14 protein-coding genes, 1 tRNA gene and 2 pseudogenes are annotated in these 19,985 nt (G+C 47.3%); 13 read left to right on the top strand and 4 right to left on the bottom strand.

Features of this window, described 5'->3' with window-relative positions:
• The first annotated feature begins 339 nt into the window (after positions 1–339).
• From AC1RKC_RS19030 to AC1RKC_RS18995, 8 genes and pseudogenes are all read left to right on the top strand, one after another.
• A tRNA-Leu gene (locus AC1RKC_RS19030) sits at positions 340–424 on the top strand.
• Between the two features lie 195 nt (positions 425–619).
• Positions 620–793 (top strand): annotated as a pseudogene (locus AC1RKC_RS19025) (Arm DNA-binding domain-containing protein); the annotation flags it as partial.
• 166 nt (positions 794–959) lie between these two features.
• Entirely contained in the window at positions 960–1,766 is an 807-nt protein-coding gene (locus AC1RKC_RS19020; protein WP_493092694.1) for an AraC family transcriptional regulator, read from the top strand.
• A gap of 76 nt (positions 1,767–1,842) precedes the next feature.
• Positions 1,843–2,514, top strand: a complete 672-nt coding sequence (locus AC1RKC_RS19015; RefSeq protein ID WP_116691361.1) for a B3/B4 domain-containing protein — start codon at positions 1,843–1,845, stop codon at positions 2,512–2,514.
• Complete coding sequence (locus tag AC1RKC_RS19010) at positions 2,511–3,122, top strand: LysE family translocator (RefSeq protein WP_048762854.1); 612 nt, start codon at positions 2,511–2,513, stop codon at positions 3,120–3,122. The genes AC1RKC_RS19015 and AC1RKC_RS19010 overlap by 4 nt, the downstream gene beginning before the upstream one ends.
• A gap of 102 nt (positions 3,123–3,224) precedes the next feature.
• Positions 3,225–3,457, top strand: a pseudogene (locus AC1RKC_RS19005) (glyoxalase); the annotation flags it as partial.
• Positions 3,458–3,642: 185 nt separating this feature from the next.
• A complete protein-coding gene (locus tag AC1RKC_RS19000) occupies positions 3,643–4,278 on the top strand; it encodes a carbonic anhydrase (RefSeq protein ID WP_020825036.1) in 636 nt (211 codons plus the stop codon).
• A 146-nt stretch (positions 4,279–4,424) separates the two neighbouring features.
• A complete protein-coding gene (locus AC1RKC_RS18995) occupies positions 4,425–4,643 on the top strand; it encodes a helix-turn-helix domain-containing protein (RefSeq protein WP_048762855.1) in 219 nt (72 codons plus the stop codon).
• Positions 4,644–4,759: 116 nt separating this feature from the next.
• Here AC1RKC_RS18995 and AC1RKC_RS18990 read toward each other — a convergent pair whose 3' ends face one another.
• Positions 4,760–6,001: a hypothetical protein gene (locus tag AC1RKC_RS18990; RefSeq protein ID WP_493092695.1), complete on the bottom strand. Its 1,242-nt coding sequence runs from the start codon at positions 5,999–6,001 to the stop codon at positions 4,760–4,762.
• 318 nt (positions 6,002–6,319) lie between these two features.
• Between AC1RKC_RS18990 and AC1RKC_RS18985 the strand changes: the two genes are divergently transcribed.
• From AC1RKC_RS18985 to AC1RKC_RS18965, 5 genes are all read left to right on the top strand, one after another.
• Positions 6,320–8,683, top strand: a complete 2,364-nt coding sequence (locus tag AC1RKC_RS18985) for a type I restriction-modification system subunit M (RefSeq protein ID WP_493092696.1) — start codon at positions 6,320–6,322, stop codon at positions 8,681–8,683.
• Positions 8,683–10,038: a restriction endonuclease subunit S domain-containing protein gene (locus tag AC1RKC_RS18980; protein WP_493092697.1), complete on the top strand. Its 1,356-nt coding sequence runs from the start codon at positions 8,683–8,685 to the stop codon at positions 10,036–10,038. Before AC1RKC_RS18985 ends, AC1RKC_RS18980 begins: the two co-directional genes overlap by 1 nt.
• Entirely contained in the window at positions 10,035–13,283 is a 3,249-nt protein-coding gene (locus tag AC1RKC_RS18975; protein WP_493092698.1) for a type I restriction endonuclease subunit R, read from the top strand. Before AC1RKC_RS18980 ends, AC1RKC_RS18975 begins: the two co-directional genes overlap by 4 nt.
• 112 nt (positions 13,284–13,395) lie before the next feature.
• Entirely contained in the window at positions 13,396–15,471 is a 2,076-nt protein-coding gene (locus AC1RKC_RS18970) for an McrB family protein (protein ID WP_061068955.1), read from the top strand.
• Complete coding sequence (locus tag AC1RKC_RS18965) at positions 15,464–16,762, top strand: McrC family protein (protein WP_493092699.1); 1,299 nt, start codon at positions 15,464–15,466, stop codon at positions 16,760–16,762. Before AC1RKC_RS18970 ends, AC1RKC_RS18965 begins: the two co-directional genes overlap by 8 nt.
• A gap of 46 nt (positions 16,763–16,808) precedes the next feature.
• On the opposite strand, the gene AC1RKC_RS18960 is transcribed toward AC1RKC_RS18965, so the two are convergent.
• The 3 genes from AC1RKC_RS18960 to AC1RKC_RS18950 all read right to left on the bottom strand — a co-directional run bounded on the left by AC1RKC_RS18960 (position 16,809) and on the right by AC1RKC_RS18950 (position 19,839).
• Positions 16,809–17,927 (bottom strand): HNH endonuclease, encoded by a 1,119-nt coding sequence (locus tag AC1RKC_RS18960; RefSeq protein WP_493092700.1) that lies wholly within the window; start codon positions 17,925–17,927, stop codon positions 16,809–16,811.
• A 254-nt stretch (positions 17,928–18,181) separates the two neighbouring features.
• Positions 18,182–18,373, bottom strand: coding sequence for a hypothetical protein (locus AC1RKC_RS18955; RefSeq protein WP_240504986.1), 192 nt, complete (start codon positions 18,371–18,373; stop codon positions 18,182–18,184).
• A gap of 35 nt (positions 18,374–18,408) precedes the next feature.
• Positions 18,409–19,839 carry a 6-phospho-beta-glucosidase gene (locus AC1RKC_RS18950; protein WP_493092701.1) on the bottom strand — a complete coding sequence of 477 codons (1,431 nt, stop codon included), beginning with the start codon at positions 19,837–19,839 and terminating at the stop codon, positions 18,409–18,411.
• Positions 19,840–19,985 lie beyond the last annotated feature (146 nt).

Raw genomic sequence — 19,985 nt, 5'->3', positions numbered from 1 at the left:
TGCCACAGTTATCCCCGATGTCTTCCGTAGGGGCGCCGCATGCTGCGCCCTTGCCGTTTGCCACAGTTATCCCGATGTCATCCGTAGGGGCGCCGCATGCCGTGCCCGTGTTGTTTGCCACAGTTATCCCCGATGTCTTCCGTAGGGGCGCCGCATGCCGTGCCCGTGCCGTTTACCACAGTTATCCCCAATCGACACGCCTTACTTTGCCCAAAAAACGAACCCAATGTGACCCCGGCGACGATTTTTTCAGCACTTAACTCATTGAACAACGGATAAGTGTTGCACATGGATCGCTGAAAGGTATAATGCACCCGTTTTCCGCATACTACTTGCAGTGCCGAAGTGGCGAAATCGGTAGACGCAGTTGATTCAAAATCAACCGTAGAGATACGTGCCGGTTCGAGTCCGGCCTTCGGCACCATTAGTACAGCGCGAACAAGAAGCCACCGAGAGGTGGTTTTTTTGTGCCTGAAATCCAGCCCTGCAAGGTTTTTTCCTCACTTTATCACTCAATCTGAGTCAGCCTACATCAACTTGCTGATGCGGATACAACCGCGGGTATATCCCGGTTCGATAATGTTTGTACCCACACAGATCCCTTGAAAGGATACTCAACATGGCTCTGAGTGATGTAAAGATTCGTTCGGCTAAGCCTGAAGCAAAAGTATATAAGCTTACTGATGGCGACGGCATAGTGTAGTGTTGCTGGTTCACCTGGACGGTTCAAAAACACTGGTGCTTGCGTTATCGCTTTGAAGATAATGAGGAAATGCTGATGTGGGGTATTTACCACTGAGATGAGCGCAGAAAAATGATTCAGCGGTGGGTAGATTATATAAATGCGAACCGGGATATGGGGATTTGCCTGTTCGATTTTGCAAAGAGTAGAGTAATGCTGTGAATTGAACACACCGTCACCGGTAGACAAAGCATACTTACCAATAGGTCTTTAGAAAATGAAGAAAGGACGCTTCACTACACTTCGCTGCGAGATGACAGGTGTACATGCCGTATCAGCGGATACTTCATTCAGCTTCGGACGTCATACTCATGACCAGTTCGGCATTGGCTTAATTGATCGTGGTGCTCAGGTGTCGATGAGCGGGCGAGGTATTGTTGAAGCCCGCGTGGGAGATATCATTACTGTTAATCCAGGAGAAGTGCATGATGGATCTCCGCTAGGTACAGAAAGCAGATCGTGGCGAATGCTTTATTTTGAGCCGGAAGTTCTGTCCGGAGTTATTCAGAGACAGACAGAAAACAACATGGGTTGTGTTGAGCTGTCTAGCCCGGTTGTGCACAATCATGAATCAGCAATATATTTTTCAACACTCTTTCGTACATTGACGGATCCATGTGGGGGGGACAGCGAAATTGAACGAGAAGAAACTCTCCTCGTTTTGCTTACAAGCCTCCTCGGTTATCAGCATCAGGAACGGGCTTGTGCTCCAATAGCAATTGCCCTTGCGAGGGAACGTATTGATGATGACCCCTCATTAGCACTGTCACTCTATGAGCTTTCAGAACTTGGCGGCGTAAGTCAATTCCAGCTACTGCGTGGTTTTTCAAAAGTTACAGGATTCACTCCTCATGCTTACCTTATTCAGCGCAGATTACAGAGGGTAAGACAATTAATCGCTGGAGGTATGTCTCTTGCGGACGCATCGCATGCAGCTGGTTTTGCGGATCAGAGCCATATGACCCGACTTTTTGTTCGTACATATGGCATTACGCCAGGAGCCTATGCTATGGCTATAAAATGAACTGCAATTTTATTCAATACAAATAGTCGTGACAGAGGGCATCTTTCTGGAAACGTTCAAGAAGAGAGATCTGCCAATGTCATTACACTACGCTCCTGAAATCCGTTCACTGTTCGGACGACTCCACTCTGGCATCGTTACTGTTGATGGTATTCATTCGAATGCCAATCCTTCAGAGCAGATTGCATTTTTACATGATATTGCCGACAAGCGACTGGCAACTGCCAGTGAGGGAGAGTTTGTCGAAATCAAGGCCTGGCGGCGGGCTTATTCAACCCTGGGATTAAAACCAACACAATATCGCTGTGCGGCTGAGGCACTCCTGAGGCGCCATCGTAAAGGAGGTGAACTTCCAGAACTTCATCCTCTTATTGGCTTGTGTAATGCGGTTTCGCTCGCGTTTGCTATACCTGTCGCCGTGTTTGATCTTGATCGAGTTGCAGGGGAGATGACTGTTCGGCCAGCGAACGGCAAAGAATACTATGAGTCTTTTACAGGGGAGACTGAAAATCCTGAAGCAGGTGAGGTAATTTTTGTTGATACCTCCGGCCGGGCCCATGCACGGCGCTGGACCCATCGCCAGAGTGGCTGGTCTGCCGTGAGTTCAACAACCTGCCGTGTGATGATTGTAGCCGAGGCCCTGCATGAAACGTCTCGTGAAGATATAGCAGCCCTCCTGTCTACGCTGACTAAGTTGTTATGTCAGATTTGGCCAGAAGCTTCAGTCAGTGTGGAGAGGTCATTGTGACGCCTGAGTTTCTACTTACCACATTCATTATCGTTGCATCTCCAGGTACTGGTGTGCTCTATACCATCGCGACGGGGCTTTCAGGCGGTGCACGTGTAAGTATGATTGCGGCACTGGGATGCACGCTGGGTATTGTTCCACACATGTTAACTGTTATTACAGGGCTTGCTGTATTGCTACATACAAACGAAATTGTATTTAAGATAATAAAATATCTTGGGGCGATATATTTGCTTTATATGGCATGGAAGACAATTAATGAAAAGAGAAAGCTTAATATTAATAGTGAGGTGAGAACTCAGAGTTACAGGCAGGTCATTACTTCAGCGATACTTATTAATTTACTTAACCCAAAGCTGTCAATATTCTTCCTGGCTTTCTTACCTCAATTTGTTATTAAGAGTGATATCTCACCGGTAACTCAGATGCTGGAGATGAGCCTAATTTTCATGGCTATAACTTTCTTTGTGTTTATGCTGTATGGAATATCTGCAGCCAGAGTGCGAGAGTATGTTGTTGCAAATGAATCTGTGCAGCGGTGGGTGTTACGATTCTTTTCTGTTTCTTTTTTCATACTTGCGGTTAAATTGGCATTAATGGAAGTTTAAATATGAGGGGATTTAGTGATAAGCGCATCCAATAATATTTTTATGTTGCTTTAAAATTATAAATTACAGGTGTAATCATACCAAAAAACCTAAGTAGGAATTATGATGTCTGATCTAAATGACATAGATGTGCTCTTTGTAGCAGGCTTTAGTCCCATCACTCTTGATACAGATCTAAGCACGGTATTTTATAAAGATACACTTCGCTTACCTTTAAAAATATGGAAGGCAATAACGATGATTTGCTGACGGGCGTTAATGTATATGGAGTAAAGCATTTTGCACTTTGGCCTCTGTCTCCGGCCGCACAGTCCTGCTTTGGTACAGAAAAATGGCTGTGAGATGTACCTATTGCTAGGGGATAGCTCGAATTTGAAGTTTTAGTTGATCACTAGGTCATTGCCACTTTTGCTGGCAGGTCCCGCAGTGCCTTGAACGTTCATTTCGATCCAAGAGATGCTGGACTAACCGGGAGTGATGATTATCATGTTATCGATACTACCGATTCAGAGAGCGTGCTATGCAACATATCATTGAAGGTTTCCTCAGCTTCCAGAAAGAGATTTTCCCACAGCGTAAGGAACTCTTCCGCAGCCTTGCCTCCAGCCAGAACCCTAAAGCGCTTTTTATTTCGTGTTCTGACAGTCGCCTGGTGCCCGAGCTTGTGACACAGCAAGACCCGGGGCAGCTTTTCGTTATCCGTAACGCAGGCAACATCGTGCCTTCCTTTGGCCCGGAACCGGGCGGGGTGTCAGCGACCATCGAATACGCAGTGGTGGCACTGGGCGTTACGGATATCGTGATTTGCGGCCACTCGAACTGTGGAGCCATGAAGGCGATAGCTTCTTGCCAGTGCCTTGACCCGATGCCGGCAGTGGCCCACTGGCTGCATTATGCTGACGCCGCCAAAGCGGTGGTAGAGAAGAAAACGTGGGATAACGAAATCGACAAAGTTAACGCTATGGTCGAAGAGAACGTTATCGCCCAGCTTAATAACATTAAGACTCACCCTTCCGTTGCCGTGGGTCTGCGCAACAACGGCCTGCGTCTGCACGGCTGGGTGTACGACATCGAAAGTGGCGAGATCCGCACGCTGGATAAAAATACGAAGAATTTCGTTTCGTTGGCAGATAACCCTGAAGTTCACTTCGAATAAAGCGATGCCAGGCCTTGGCGATGACATTGAATCCACGCTCCGGCGTGGATTTTTTTATAGGTAGATCTAAAGAGCCGCTTAACCAGAGTAGGTTAATTTATCCGCTATAGGGGATAATACTCATTTTATCCACTTGGGAGGATAAAATGAAAACCACCTCGGCACAGATGCTGGCGCATCCATTACGCAATGAGCGTAAAAAGCGTAACCAAAGCCAAAGCAAAACCGCTGACAGCGTTGGGGTAAAGCAGACGACGGTTTCTGCCTTTGAAAATAACCCGGACGGTACCCGGCTGGAAACGTTGTTCAAACTGCTTGCTGCGCTAGACTTGGAGCTGCAGGTCATCCGCGTGGCAAGCCGGTAGATCCCAAGACCTGGGATCAGGAGTGGTGAGCATGGAAAAGCTGCGTGTGACGCTGAATGGGACTGTTGAAGGTCAGCTCTCCTACAAGTATTAATGGAGAGCTGGGAGAATAGAGTTTATTTCAACGAATGGAGCATTTTTATCATCGAGTTATTGTTGGTTGTTTTTAATTTATCGTAATAGATTGGCTCTGAAATTGGTGAGTCCCATATACTGATGTCTTTTTTATTAAATGGGATGCAATTCATAGCAATATTTTTTAAATGGTTTGTTTTTTCATCGTGCTCCTTGGTGTTATCTATTGTCAGCTTTAAGCTTTCCTTTCTGGCATGGATGATTGTAGTCGGGCAGATTAGTTGTGTGTTGCCTAAGGTGAAAATGCTAACGCCAGTGATAAAGAACCTGTTAGGTATCTCTTGAAAGTATCTCGTGTTCCACAATTGTCCATTAAACATCGCATGTGGATGGACATTTTCTTTAATATAAAAATCATGAGTACGCCAGTCGCTAATACCTGATAGGTTCATTGTCATATTTATAATCATATTTGGTATAGGGCGGAATATCATGGATAAAAAAACTAAAGTTGTAATAATTGATATTAAAATGATAGCTATGTCATGAAATAAATCGCCATTTTTCTTCTCATTGATGTAAATCGCACCGGGTAAAATGCTTAATGTGGAGAATGCTATGGCCACAGCAGTCAGTAAACTTATCTGGGCGAAATCGCTACTACCTTCCGTGAACTCCAACTGATTTAAGAAAAACGAAAGTGGGAGCATTTGCACAACTGCAGGAGTAAGAAGCAGTAATGGCAATAGTATTTTTGTGGATGTTGTCTCTAAATGTCCTTTGGCCTCATTGTTATTCTGAAGGTAATGTTTTATTGGGTCTAAAATATTCTTTTTAGTGATGTAAAAACTAAATAATACGGATGCTATCAGAAAGGCTATAGTGGTTAAGTGTCCGTTCAACTTAAAGTAATAATAAGAGAAAAAACACAAGGACAATAAAACACATAATCCAAGGCTGTTCAGTAGACCAGTAATGGAAAAGCCATGGGCTATTTTATTGTGTTTTACTAAGTCCTTTTCATAGTTGGAGAATATAAGTACCATCATAAATGACGATGAAAATATTAACATACTAAAACCTAAGAGTGATAGTATGGCGAACCCAAATATGAAAGCTATAGCCGAGCTGGCACTGGTTGCATCATAGAATATATCTAATCTTTCTAAGTTAGATAGATATAGCCATATTACTGCAAGAGTTAACCCTGTCATAAATGCCGACGATGACATTATGGAGAGGATGAATTTCTTGCTTGGGATTTTAAAATGGCTGTTTTTCACTATATGACTTCCTTATCTGTTTATGTCCAATAAATGTACAGCTCCTGTTATGCTACAAATCAATTTTAATATCAAATGCCCTATGTTTTTTACATTTATTGATTATTAATTTGCTAATTATATAGATGATTTCTAAATGGAGTTATTTTTAATTCGATATGAAGTTATGTTTAGATGCGTGCATTAGAGCGAGTTTGCCTGCTTCAGTAGCCAGTGCCTGCAGACAGGTGAAAACCACTACGCACTGATGTCACAGCAAGCGGTATTGATTCATGTATAATCTCACCATCTTTTTGCACCCCTATTCAGGTTGTTGATATGGCTAACACAAACTTCTCTCAAACTGCTGCTTTCATTTGGTCGGTAGCCGACCTGCTCCGTGGTGATTTTAAACAATCCCAGTACGGGCGTGTGATTTTGCCTTTTACGCTGCTGCGTCGTCTGGAGTGCGTGTTAGCGCCGAGTAAAGATGCCGTCGTGGCACAAGCGGAAAAGTTGAAGACCAGCCCGTTGCCTGAAGAAGGCAGAGATAAGTTTCTGTTACGTGCGACCAATGGCCTTTCGTTCTTTAATACCTCGCCGATGGATCTTGGCAAGATGGGGCAGAACGATATCAAAGCTAACCTGGAGAACTACGTTCAGTGTTTTTCCAAGGACGCGCGGGAAATCTTTGAGCACTTCAAATTTAGTGAATTTGTCAGCCTGTTGGATGATGCCAACCTGCTGTACAAGGTGGTTAAAAAATTCGCCACTACCGATCTGAGCCCCAAAGCCATTTCTAACCATGATATGGGCCTGGTGTTTGAAGAGCTGATTCGCCGTTTTGCGGAAAGTTCGAATGAAACTGCCGGAGAGCACTTTACCCCGCGCGATATCGTGCGTTTAACCACTTCGCTGGTGTTTATGGAAGATAATGACGCCTTGTCGAAAGATGGCATTATCCGCACCATTTACGACCCAACAGCCGGTACCGGTGGCTTTCTCTCCTCCGGTATGGAATACGTGCGCGAGCTGAATCCGAACGCAGTGATGCGTGCTTTTGGTCAGGAATTAAACCCAGAGTCTTACGCCATCTGTAAAGCCGATATGCTGATCAAAGGGCAGGATGTCAGCCGTATCAAATTGGGGAATACGCTTTCCAACGACCAGTTACCGCAGGACCAGTTCGATTACATGCTGTCTAACCCACCCTTTGGCGTGGACTGGAAAAAGATTGAAGGTGAGATTAACGACGAGCATCAGCAGAAAGGCTTTAACGGGCGCTTTGGCCCAGGTTTGCCGCGTGTCTCTGATGGTTCGCTGCTATTCCTGATGCACCTGATCAGCAAAATGCGTGATAGCCGTAATGCCGATGGCTCCGTGAGCAATGGCGGGCGAATCGGTATTATCCTCAACGGTTCCCCGCTGTTTACCGGCGGGGCGGGCAGCGGTGAGAGTGAAATTCGCCGTTATATTCTGGAAGCCGATTTGCTGGAAGGCATTGTCGCGCTGCCAACGGATATGTTCTACAACACCGGCATTGCGACCTATGTGTGGATCCTGTCGAATAAGAAAGCGACCGAGCGTAAAGGTAAAGTCCAACTGATTGATGGCACCAACCTGTGCGGCAAGATGCGTAAGTCATTAGGTTCTAAACGTAACCTGATGGGCGAGGACGATATCAAGCTTATCACCCGCACCTTTGGTGATTTTGAGGTGGTGGATGCGACGGCTCTTGAAGATTTAGGTCTGGAAAAAGCACCGGAGCAGAAATCTAACCGTGGTCGCCAATCGGCATCGGCCAAAATCGAAGCGCCGAAAACCTTCGCCAGCAAAATCTTTAACAGCACGAATTTTGGCTACCGTCGCCTGACTATCGAACGCCCACTGCGTTTGTCTGCACAGGTTACCGATGAAGCCATTGCCGCGCTGCGTTTTGCGGCGAAGCCGTTTAATGCCCCTATGGAACGCCTGTATGAAGAGTTCTCCGCACAGTGGCAAAACGATAACTACGGTGACTTTGCAGATAGTGAAGTTGAAGCCCGCGCCATTATCAAAGCTGAATTTGCTGAGCTGAAAGAGAAGCAAATTAAAGACCTGCTGGACAGTAAACTGTGGCTGACACAGCGTGCATTAATGGATAAAGCGCAGCAGATCCAAACGGCGTTGGGGGCTAAAGCGGGTGGCAAAGCGTTAGTGAGTGATGACTTCAATGAGTTCCAACTCACGCTGAAAGGCGCAATCAAAACTGCTGGCGTTAAGCTGGAGACCAAAGAGAACAAGCAGTTTATCGATGCCATCACCACCAAAAATCCGGCTGCCGAACCGGTGGTGAAAAAGGTGCTGAAAGAAGCCGCTCAGCCGCTGTACGGCGCGTTTGAATATAATGGCAAAGTGGTGGAATTCGAACAGGACAGTGATCTGCGTGACAACGAGAACGTGCCATTAAATCCGGCTGTTTCCACCAGCGATTTGATCGAGAACTACTTTAAAGCCGAAGTGTTGCCACATGTAGCCGATGCCTGGATCAATGCTGATAAGCGCGATGCCAAAGACGGGGAAGTGGGTATCGTTGGCTATGAAATTCCGTTTAATCGCCACTTCTATGTTTATCAGCCGCCGCGTCCATTAGAAGAGATCGATGCCGATCTGGACGCCGTCAGCGCCGAGATTATGAAGCTGCTGCAGGAGGTACATTCCTGATGGCTAAATATAAGGCTTATCCGGAGTATAAGGATTCTGGGGTTGAGTGGATGGGGATGGTACCCTCTCACTGGAATATTAAGCGGCTTGGTCAATTCTTTGAGGAAAGAAGAGATAAAGTTAGTGATAAAGACTATGCTCCTTTATCTGTAACTATGCAGGGTATTGTCCCCCAAATTGATACTGCAGCTAAAACAGATGCAGGGGATAATCGTAAGCTGGTTTTGAAAAATGATTTTGTTATTAATAGCCGTTCAGATAGAAAGGGCTCGTCGGGGGTGTCCCAACTTAATGGGTCCGTTTCATTAATTAGCATAGTAATGGAGCCTAAAAGAATAAACCCTAAATTTGCTCACCATTTACTCCGCAGTTATCCGTTCCAGGAAGAGTTTTACCGCTATGGTAAAGGCATTGTTGCCGATCTTTGGAGTACAAACTCTTCTGAAATGAAAAATATTCTTATCCCTGAATTGGCAGATGATGAGAGTAATGCAATTGCATGTTTCCTCGATCACGAAACCGCAAAAATAGATAACCTGATCGAGAAGCAGCAGCAACTGATTGAGTTACTCAAAGAAAAGCGTCAGGCAGTGATTAGCCATGCCGTGACTAAAGGGCTAAACCCTAATTCGCCGATGAAAGACTCTGGTGTTGAGTGGTTGGGGGAAGTACCGGAGCATTGGACTGTTATGCAAATGCGGCATGCAATTGTTAGGATTGAGCAGGGAAAAAGTCCAGAATGCGAAGCACGTAACGCAGAGGATGATGAATGGGGCGTTCTAAAATCGGGATGTGTAAATGGCGGTCTTTTTAATGAAAAAGAACACAAAGCCCTACCCATTTCAATAAAGCCTAATATTGAGAATGAAGTCCACCCAGGTGAACTAATTATGTCTCGAGCAAGTGGATCAGCTGATTTAATCGGTTCAATGGCTTTCATCTATAGTTGCAGAGATAAATTATTACTTTCTGATAAAACATTTCGAGTCATACCTACAAAAAAAATATTACCTGAGTTTCTCTCGTTTCTAATGGGTTCATTACCAATGAGAAACCAAATAAAATTATCTATAAATGGCGCTGAGGGGTTGGCTAACAATATTACTAAAGAATCAATTAAATCATTTTATATTGTAGTGCCATGTTTTAATGAGCAAGTTGAAATCGTTAGTTTGATCAATGAAAGAAATAAGATATTTGAACAAATTGAAGTAAAATTAAGCAATTCGTTAAGATTTCTCCAAGAACGCCGCACCGCCCTTATCTCCGCCGCCGTAACCGGCAAAATCGACGTCCGTAACTGGGTCGCACCAGACGCCGAAAAAGCTGAGGTATCACAGGAGGCTACCGCATGAGTATGGACACCACCAAAGAGGCAATCTTCCAAAATGAGATGATTGCTCAAATGGTTGCCAAGGGATGGATTGTCGGCAAACCTGACGGCTACGATCGCGAACGTGCTTTGTATGCGCAAGATGCGATTGCCTTTGTGCAAAACACCCAGCCACTGGAGTGGGAGAAATTTGCCAAGATTTACCCGACCGATACCGAGCGCCATTTCCTCGATGCGTTGGTGGCCCAACTAAAAAAAGCGGATAACAACGCCACCGATATGCTTTCGCGCACTTACGGTACGCTGGGCGTATTGCGCCACGGAATCAAAAGCCATAACGCGCGTTTTTCGCTGTGCCAGTTTAAGCCCGAGCATAATCTCAACCCGGAAACGCTGGCGAGATATCAGCAGAACATCTGCCGCATTGTGCCGGAACTGGTTTATAGCCCCTATGCCACCAAAGCGGCATTTGATGAGGCGGGTGCCAAAGCCAAGAAGTGGCGAATCGATCTGGTGCTGTTTGTTAATGGCCTGCCGATAGCCACGCTGGAGCTGAAATCTGAGTTCAAGCAGGCGGTACAAAACGCGATTAAACAATATAAGAAAACGCGTTTGCCGAAAGATCCGGTTACCAACAAGCCGGAGCCGCTGCTCACTTTCAAACGTGGTGCGCTGGTGCACTTTGCCGTCAGCCAATATGAAGTGTTTATGGCGACTAAACTGGCGGGTGATGACACCTTCTTCCTGCCGTTTAACAAAGGTACCCAAGCCGGCGGAGCGGGGAACGATATCCCTGAAGACCCCAATCGCTATGCCACCGACTACCTGTGGAATGAAGTTCTGCTGCCAGACAACCTGCTGAAAATTCTCGCCAGTTTTGTGCATCTGCAAATCGAAGAAAAAGAAGAGTGGAACGGGCTAAAAGGCAAGAAAGAGAGCCTGATCTTTCCGCGTTATCACCAGTGGGACGTGGTGAATAAACTGATTAGCGCGGCCACGGTGGAAGGAACGGGGCATAAATACCTTATCCAACACAGCGCCGGTTCCGGGAAATCTAACTCTATCGCCTGGACGGCACACCAGCTTTCCACGCTGTACGACGAGAAAGGCGAGAAGCAGTTCCATTCGGTGATTGTGGTCACCGACCGCACGGTACTGGACGATCAGCTTCAAGACACCATTTACCAGTTTGAACACGCGGACGGCGTGGTCGGGCGCATCAATAATAAAGAAGGCGATGGTTCGAAATCAGAAAAACTCGCCAGCGCGCTGGAAAACTCACAGCCGATTATTATTGTTACCATCCAGACCTTCCCGTTCGTGTTGAAAGCTATCGAAAACAGCGTCAGCCTCAAGCAGCGTAAATATGCGGTGATCGCCGATGAAGCACACTCATCGCAAAGCGGTTCCACGGCGCGTCAGTTGAAAGAAGTGCTGATGACGGACGAGGCGGATGATGATGTCGAGCTGTCGTCGGAAGATATTCTTGATGCCACTATCGCCGCGCGTAAAGGCAGCAGCAATCTTAACTACTATGCATTTACCGCCACGCCAAAAGCCAAAACCCTCGAGTTGTTTGGTCGTCGTCCTAACCCTCTTGAACCGGCATCGAAAACCAACAAGCCAGAAGCTTTCCATGTTTACTCTATGCGTCAGGCAATTGAAGAAGGCTTTATTCTGGATGTGCTGAAGAACTACACCAACTACAAAGTGGCATACAAGCTGCTGCAAAAGTTGGACGATCCCGATCGAGAAGTGGACAGCAAAAAAGCCAAAATCAAACTGAACCAGTGGGTCACGTTGCACGATCATAACGTTGCCCAAAAAGTAAAAGTGATCGTTGAGCACTTCCGCAAGCATGTGATGCATTTGCTGGGTGGGCAGGCCAAAGCGATGGTGGTGACCAGTTCGCGTAAAGCGGCGGTGCGCTATAAGCTGGCGTTTGATAAATACATTGCCGAGAATCATTACGCGAAGATCAATGCGATGGTGGCGTTTTCTGGCGAGGTGGAGTTTGTTGAAAGCGACCACAATAGCCTTGCGCTGCTGAATCAAAAGTTTACCGAAATGAACATGAACCCAGGGCTGAAAGGCCGGGATATGCGTAAAGCTTTTGATAGCGAAGACTATCAGGTGATGCTGGTGGCAAATAAATTCCAGACCGGTTTTGACCAGCCAAAGCTATGTGCCATGTATGTGGACAAAGCGCTTGGCGGCGTGGAGTGCGTACAAACGTTGTCGCGCCTAAACCGCACCTATCCGGGCAAAGCGCAGTCGGGCACTTTTGTGCTGGATTTTTATAACGAGCCTGATGATATTCTCGCTGCTTTCCAGCCGTACTACCAAACGGCGGAACTGACCGATGTTAGCGATCCTCAGCTGGTTTTCGAATTATTCGAGAAACTGCGTACCAGCGGCATATTCCTGTGGAACGAAGTGGAACAGTTCTGCGAGGCCTTCTTTACCAAAAACAAATCCAATGCGGCGATCAGTAATATCTGCAAGCCGGCCGTTGAACGTTGGAAGAAGCGTTATACGTCCGCTATCGATGCTTACGTACTGGCAAAAGAGATCTTTGAACGCACGAAGAAAACTAACGATATCGTGTTGATCACCAATGCTGAAAACAGCTTCAAAGACTGCAAACAAGAAAAAGACAAACTGGATATCTTCAAAAAAGACCTCGGCAGCTTTGTCCGTTTTTACGAGTTTATGTCGCAAATCGTTGAGTACGATGACAAAGATCTGGAAAAACTGAGTCTGTTTTCCCGACATCTACGTCCGCTGTTGCATGAACAGCGTATAGAAGAAGATGAGATTGATTTAAGCAATGTGGATATGAGCCATTACCGTCTCTCGAAAATCCACGAACAGCATCTCAAGCTTCAGGAAGATGCCGAAGAATATAAACTCGAGCCGGGTAATGACATCGGCACAGCCAAGCCGAAGGATAAGAAAGAAGAGTTCCTGTCGAACATTCTGGCGCGCCTTAACGACCTGTTTATCACTGATAATCTCAGCGATAAGGACATGATCAACTATGCGTTTACCGTGCGCGACAAGCTATCGGAAAACCAAGCGGTGATGACGCAGATTGCTAACAATACCCGTGAGCAAGCCATGCTGGGGGATTTCCCAAAAGCCATTGATGATGCGGTCATGGACAGCAATGAAGCTCAGCACGAAATGATGGTGCAGTATCTGTCCAACCCAGAGCTCGCCAAGGGGTTTGCCCGCGTGGTGTTTGATATGCTGAAAGGCGCTTGAGATTGATTAGGCAGTGGCTAGCAGCCTTGATGTTAACGTCTTGGCTGCCGTAGTTTTGTAGTAACAGTACCGGCTTTTTTTCAAATAATGTCACCGTACAGGAACTATCGTGATGGATATCGTTGCCGATGTTGAAGCAGGTAAGCTGACTCTCAGTGAATTGATTAACTCTCTGGCCGAATACAAAGATTATTCTCATTCGGAGTGGAATAGCCGTTACCGTGAATTTACGGCATTGCTTCAACAAACCCAGACATTCTCAGGGCCGGAGACGGATGATCTGGTTAAACGGCTTTGGTATGAGCGTGATAACGGAATTGCCAGTATCCGCCAGGGGGTTCCGTCGTTGGCCGAGTTCCAGCAAAGTCTCCCATTGCTCAGAGAACTGACCGAGCGTATTCATCGTCAACCCGACGAACAAACTTACCAATATGTAGAAGCTGCCTTGCAGCAAGCCAAGGAGACTGGACAGCTCAAACGGATGTATTGGAGTTTGAGGAATCGTGTCTTTGCGGCCTTTACGCCAGAAACTTGCACCAGCACGGTAGACGAGAATGCGTTTACCAAAGCCGCGACGTTTATAAATGAGCAATTTTCGTTTGGCCTGACGCTTACTGGCGATTGGTTGCAGAAAAACCATGAATTGAAGGGCGCGATTAACAGGCAATTGCCAGATGCGGATCCTTACTATGTGAACATGGCGATCTGGCATCTCTATGAACTGCTGCGTGAGCGTGACAGCGAGCAAAAACAAGAGAAAATGGTTAGCAGCGCAGTCACGGTGAGCAATGAAGTGGTGAGCGTGACGATACCGCAGCATTCACCCGTCAATATGATCTACTTTGGCCCTCCGGGAACCGGAAAAACCTTCATCTTGCAGCAGAAGATGAAAGAGTACACCACGCAGGCCGCTCCCGCCGATTATGATGCTTGGCTAGATTCTCGCCTTGAATCACTTAACTGGATGCAGGTGACAGCGCTAGTCTTATTGGATCTGAATAAACGCGCCAAAGTTCGCCAACTGACTGAGCACCAGTGGTTCCAACGTAAGGCCTTATTGAATGGTCGTAGCAGTAATTTATCGCAAACGGCTTGGGCCACGCTGCAATCTTTTACCGTGCCGGAATCCACCACGGTTGAATATAAAAATCGCCGTGAGCCTACGATTTTCAATAAAACGGCCGAGAGTGAGTGGTTCCTAGTGAAGTCGCAGCTAGAGCAGGTGGAAGATCTTGTTTCACTTTATGCTGAGTTAAAGCAGGGCCCGCAAACAGCAGAGGCCATTCAGCGATTTGCCGTAGTTACCTTCCATCAGTCTTATGGTTACGAAGAGTTTATCGAAGGGATGCGGGCTCGGGCCGATGAGGGCGGCAATATCTCTTATCCCATTGAGCCCGGCATTTTCATGCGTTTATGCCAGCGTGCTAATGCCGATCCGGCGCACCGCTATGCCATTTTTATTGATGAGATTAACCGTGGCAATATCTCCAAGATTTTTGGCGAGCTGATTTCACTGATTGAAATCGACAAGCGCGCCGGTATGAGTAATGCGATGAGCCTGCAACTGTCCTATAGCGGCCAGACATTCAGTGTACCTGGCAACGTCGATATTATTGGGGCAATGAATACCGCAGACCGTTCGTTGGCGCTGATGGACACTGCATTACGCCGCCGCTTCGACTTTGTCGAGATGATGCCAGATCTCTCATTACTCAGTGGTGCAAAAGTAAAAGGCATTGAGCTTGAATCATTATTAGAGAAACTTAATAGCCGAATTGAGGCGCTTTACGATCGCGAGCATACGTTAGGGCATGCGTTCTTTATGCCAGTAAAAAAAGCCTGCGATGCGAAGGATGAAGATAAGGCGTTTAAACAGCTGAAGGCGGCATTCCAGAAAAAGATCATTCCTTTATTGCAGGAATATTTCTTCGACGATTGGAACAAAATACGGTTGGTGTTGGCGGATAATCAAAAGCAAGACGACAACCTACAGTTTGTCATTGAGAAAACTGACGATCTAGACATGCTGTTTGGTACTGACCACGGTTTACGGCGTCACGATCAGCAATCAACAGCCTATGAACTTAAGGCTTTTGAGCAAGAAGTCTGGAATATGCCTCAGGCTTACCGTGCAATTTATCAACCCGAAGAGGCGGTCCCTACTACACAGGCTGCGCAAAATGGGTGAGGTGATCTCTGTTTTTGAGTATGACCTGTTGGGTGTTGAAAAAGAAACGCCGGCGGGTGCTGTTCCTCTCCCTCATGAGGTATTCAATTATTTAGAATCGCTTAGCCTGACCAGCGAGAAGGGAAGCCAACTGCTCAAACTCACTTCACGCTCTGGGTGCCGGTTGCTTCAAGTACAAAATTACGCCGGGATACTTTATACCCCCTTTGGCCTGCAGCTAGAAGTTTTGCCCAAGATAGGCAAAAACCTAGCGCGCGGGCATGCACGAGCGACATTGCTGACTATGCTGAGCCATTTGTCTGGTTTTCGGCATATCCAAACCCAGCAGGCTTCCGTTCATGCACAACGAATGCCTTTACTGGAGATTTTCATCAACCAGTTTTTGCATAGCGTTAGCCAACTGCTTAAACAGGGTCTGCGCTCAGACTATGTGAATGAACAGGGTAATTTACCCTTCATGAAAGGCAAACTGATGCTTTCCGCTCAGTTGCGACATAACGTTGTGGATCGTCATAAATTCTGTGTCGATTACGATGACTACTTGCCTGACTGTGCCGCCAATAGGCTCTTACACTCAGCACTTCATAAGCTAGGTAGCCTTAGTCTGTCATCAGATAATCAGCGCTGGCTGCAGGAAATGCGCTTTGCTTTTAATGGAATTCCGTTTAGCCGAGATATTGATGGGGATATATCGAGCCTGCGCCTGGATCGCGGTATGGCTCATTACCATGAGCCGCTTGCATGGGCGCAATTGATTTTGCACGCAATGAGCCCGAGTGCTTTGCAAGGGGATGCTAAAGCCTTATCACTGTTGTTCCCTATGGAGGCGGTGTTTGAGTCTTTTGTCGCGCAGACTCTTACTGATGAACTACCACACGGCTTCAAATTAAAGCTGCAGGCTGCGAGCTACTCATTGGTTAAACATGGTGAGAGGGATTGCTTTAAGCTGCGCCCAGATTTGTTGATTCAGTCACGTCATCCGGTAAAAACCAAGATGGTGCTGGACACTAAATGGAAGTTGGTGAATAGCAATTCTCAGGAGAAACCCCTTTACGGAATAGCGCAATCCGACTTCTATCAGATGTTTGCTTACGGCCAAAAATACCTTGATGGGGTTGGTGAGATGTATTTGATCTACCCGGCGCACGATGACTTCCATCATCCAATACCACAGCATTTTGCTTTCTCAGATTCATTGCGGTTATGGGTGGTACCTTATCGGATCACAGCTAAGCGTGGGCAGAGGATGATGTGGGGAAAAGAGGATCCTTTTCTAGATCCGTTTCTTTAAGCACCACCCTCGAAACACTTCTACTCCAATAGTTTTTAAATAATGACTATTTAAAACTCGCCTCTTTCAGCTCCAAGTTCACCATCAAAGTCTGGTTCAGCGCTTTCCCATCAACCCCACTATGGATCCGGCGGTGGCAGGTAGGGCAGATAGCGCCGACCCACTGAGGGTGATCGGGGCCTTCATCGGCTAGGCGTTTTGTGTGGTGAGGCTCCAGGTAGGGTTCGCCATTCTTTTTCATGAACGGAGCCGGTTTATCGCATGACTCACAGATGCCATTGGCGCGTTGAAGTACGTATTTTTTCACGTCCTCGCTGCGTTTGAACCAAGAATTCTTGCTGTCACTTTCTTTACGCTGGCCCGTCATCATGGATGATTTTATGGCCTTGGCACGTAGCTGCTCGAGCGTTTCTTTCTTTTGGTCTATTTCTGATGTAGTGGTGTCATTGTCAACGTATTGAGCGGAAGATACCCGGAATAAATTAAAAATGATCCCTTGTCTCATTTTTTTCTCGGTATCTAGACATTGGGTGTAATTCCATGAATCGCACTCAAACAATCCAACAAATTTTACGCCAGTACGTTTTTTATTATATTCAAATAAAAGTATATCCCTACCATTATCTTTATGGTCTCGGATGTGTTTATTACCGCTGGTAAACGCCATATCACCGTTTTGGCCTTCTCCCGTGTAGGAGAAGTGGTCGTCGGTAGACCATCCATCTTTGTACCCATGAGTTTCGCCAATCTCACCAGTAAAAATGAAAATCACGGGGAATTCTTTTGGTGTCGATATTCCACCCTGCTCTTGTCCACCGTAGAGGTCATGGAGGTCTTTACGCTTGTAAAGTTTACCTTTTTCTAATTTCTCCAGAGGGTGTTGTGTTTCAATTACCTCGAAGTCAAGGTTTTTAAATGCTTGGGTGACTGTTTCTAAATTAACATTGAATTTTATTTTATCTGATAGTTTTCCAAGCTGGAGAATATAAGCTGCTGTGGCGATACCATTAATTTCGTACAGGGATTTATTATAACGAACCTTGTGTGTTCTTATTTTTTCAATTTTATTTTTCTTAAGGAAATTATCATAACCTTGATTGTTATATTCGTTGATTGCATCTAAAACAGCATCTTTTGAAGATAACATTGCGATCTTAATAGCCAAAACATTTCCCTCATTGCAGAACGGATTCTGATCAATGCGTTTGCGTACTGCCAGCGGCCATGCGTCATTATCCAGCAGTTAACTCATCGATTTATCGAATGCGTTAACTATGCCAGGCCACGGGGGAAATGCCTACCTTCGTGAATGTGTTTATCGTGATGTGTCAGTCAGATCTATGAGATTTACCAGAGTGATAAGAACGGTATAAAACTAATACCGTTCTTATTATTTATTTTGGTTTTTATTTTAACTTATCAGCTCTGACACTCCATCTCGCGCAGCGCGCGGCCATAGAGGTTACACCGTGCCGGTACTAAGTGAGCCGCCGCGTTGAGGTAGTGATTCAGCTGTTCCCACTGGGTGTCGTCGGATTGCGGGTTCTTTTGCATAAGTTCACCGAACAGCAGCAGGCCGTGGCAGAATCCTTCGGCCTGTTCGGCTCGCAACAATCGCCATTAGCGGCCCTTATAATCCCTCCCCATCACCCCAAATCCCCCCCATTACTGGCAATCACCTGCTTGTACCACCAGAAGGATTTCTTGCGCGTGCGGGCGAGGGTACCGTTGCCGTTGTCGTCGCGGTCGACATAAACCAGCCCGTAGCGCTTGCTCATTTCTCCGGTCGATGCCGCCACCAGGTCAATGCAGCCCCACGTGGTGTAGCCCATCACCGGCACGCCGTCGGCGATGGCGTCGGCCATGGCGCGGATGTGTTCCCGCAGGTAGCTGATGCGGTAATCGTCGGCTATCTCGCCTGCGGCATTGAACTCGTCGTGCGCGCCCAGGCCGTTTTCCACCAGGAACAGCGGTTTTTGGTAGCGGTCGTACATCATGTTCATGGTGATGCGCAAACCCAACGGGTCGATGCCCCAGCCCCAGTCGCTGCGCGGAATATGCGGGTTGGTCAGGGATTTCACCACGTTGGCGGCGCTGCTGTTGTTGTCGTTCATATCGGCAGACGCGCAGCGCGAGGCGTAATAGCTGAAGGAGACAAAATCGACGGTGTTCTTCAGGATCTCGGCGTCGCCTTCCTCCATTACGATGCTTACGCCTTTCTCGCGGAATACCCGGGCAGAATAAGAAGGATAGGCGCCGCGGGCCTGCACGTCGATAAAGAACAGGTTCTCGCGGTCTTTCTCCAGCGCGGCCCACATGTCTTCCGGCTTGCTGGACCAGGGGTAAAAATTGCCGCCCGCCAGCATGCAGCCCACCTGGTTGGCGGGGTTCACCTCGTGGGCGATGCGGGTTGCCAATGCACTGGCCACCAGTTCGTGGTGTACGGCCTGGTATTTTACCTGCTCGGGGTTCTCGCCTGCCTCAAACACCAATCCTGCGCCGGAGAACGGGCTGTGCAGCACAATGTTGATCTCGTTGAAGGTGAGCCAATACTTCACCAGCCCGTCGAAGGCTTCGAAGCAGGTACGGGCATAGCGGGTGAAAAACTCCACCATTTTGCGGTTGCGCCAGGAACCGTATTCGGTCACCAGGTGCATCGGCACGTCGAAATGGCACAGTGTCACCAGCGGTTCGATGCCGTATTTGCGGCACTCTTCGAACAGGCTGCGGTAGAAGGCGATGCCTTCCGGGTTGGGCGTCAGCTCGTCGCCGTTCGGGTAAATCCGGCTCCAGGCGATGGAGGTGCGGAACACGCTAAAGCCCATCTCCGCCATCAGCGCGATGTCATCGCGGTAGCGGTGGTAAAAATCAATCGCGTCGTGGCTGGGGTAAAACTCGTCTTCGCGCAGGGTAAAGCGCTTCTCCAGGCCAAGCTTTACCGGCATGCGGTTGGGGCCATGCGGGATCATGTCAACCGTGGTCAGCCCTTTGCCACCCTCGCGATAGCCCCCTTCCGACTGGTTGGCGGCCAAGGCGCCGCCCCATAAAAACCCTTGCGGGAAAGTTGAATCAGACATGCAATCCTCAATTACCCGTCATACTTGAAGTTGCCTCTGTGTTGGCTGCGTTACAAGACCCATCCGTGGGTCTTGCCCCTTCGGGGCCGCTGCAAGCAGCGTTCAAATCTGTTCCTGACAGATTTGTCGCGCACCCCAGTCACTTA

Source organism: Serratia sp. GW822-FHT06E05, from assembly GCF_058799445.1.
Note: the sequence above shows the minus strand (reverse complement) of the source record. Positions and strands in the feature narration are given on the sequence as shown.

Excerpts from the sequence above, each read along its gene's own strand:
- AC1RKC_RS18995 (WP_048762855.1), top strand. The coding sequence starts at position 4,425 with ATGAAAACCACCTCGGCACAGATGCTGGCGCATCCATTACGCAATGAG.
- AC1RKC_RS19020 (WP_493092694.1), top strand. The coding sequence starts at position 960 with ATGAAGAAAGGACGCTTCACTACACTTCGCTGCGAGATGACAGGTGTA.
- AC1RKC_RS18985 (WP_493092696.1), top strand. The coding sequence starts at position 6,320 with ATGGCTAACACAAACTTCTCTCAAACTGCTGCTTTCATTTGGTCGGTA.
- AC1RKC_RS18950 (WP_493092701.1), bottom strand. The coding sequence starts at position 19,839 with ATGTCTGATTCAACTTTCCCGCAAGGGTTTTTATGGGGCGGCGCCTTG.
- AC1RKC_RS19015 (WP_116691361.1), top strand. The coding sequence starts at position 1,843 with ATGTCATTACACTACGCTCCTGAAATCCGTTCACTGTTCGGACGACTC.
- AC1RKC_RS18965 (WP_493092699.1), top strand. The coding sequence starts at position 15,464 with ATGGGTGAGGTGATCTCTGTTTTTGAGTATGACCTGTTGGGTGTTGAA.
- AC1RKC_RS18980 (WP_493092697.1), top strand. The coding sequence starts at position 8,683 with ATGGCTAAATATAAGGCTTATCCGGAGTATAAGGATTCTGGGGTTGAG.
- AC1RKC_RS18975 (WP_493092698.1), top strand. The coding sequence starts at position 10,035 with ATGAGTATGGACACCACCAAAGAGGCAATCTTCCAAAATGAGATGATT.
- AC1RKC_RS19000 (WP_020825036.1), top strand. The coding sequence starts at position 3,643 with ATGCAACATATCATTGAAGGTTTCCTCAGCTTCCAGAAAGAGATTTTC.
- AC1RKC_RS18970 (WP_061068955.1), top strand. The coding sequence starts at position 13,396 with ATGGATATCGTTGCCGATGTTGAAGCAGGTAAGCTGACTCTCAGTGAA.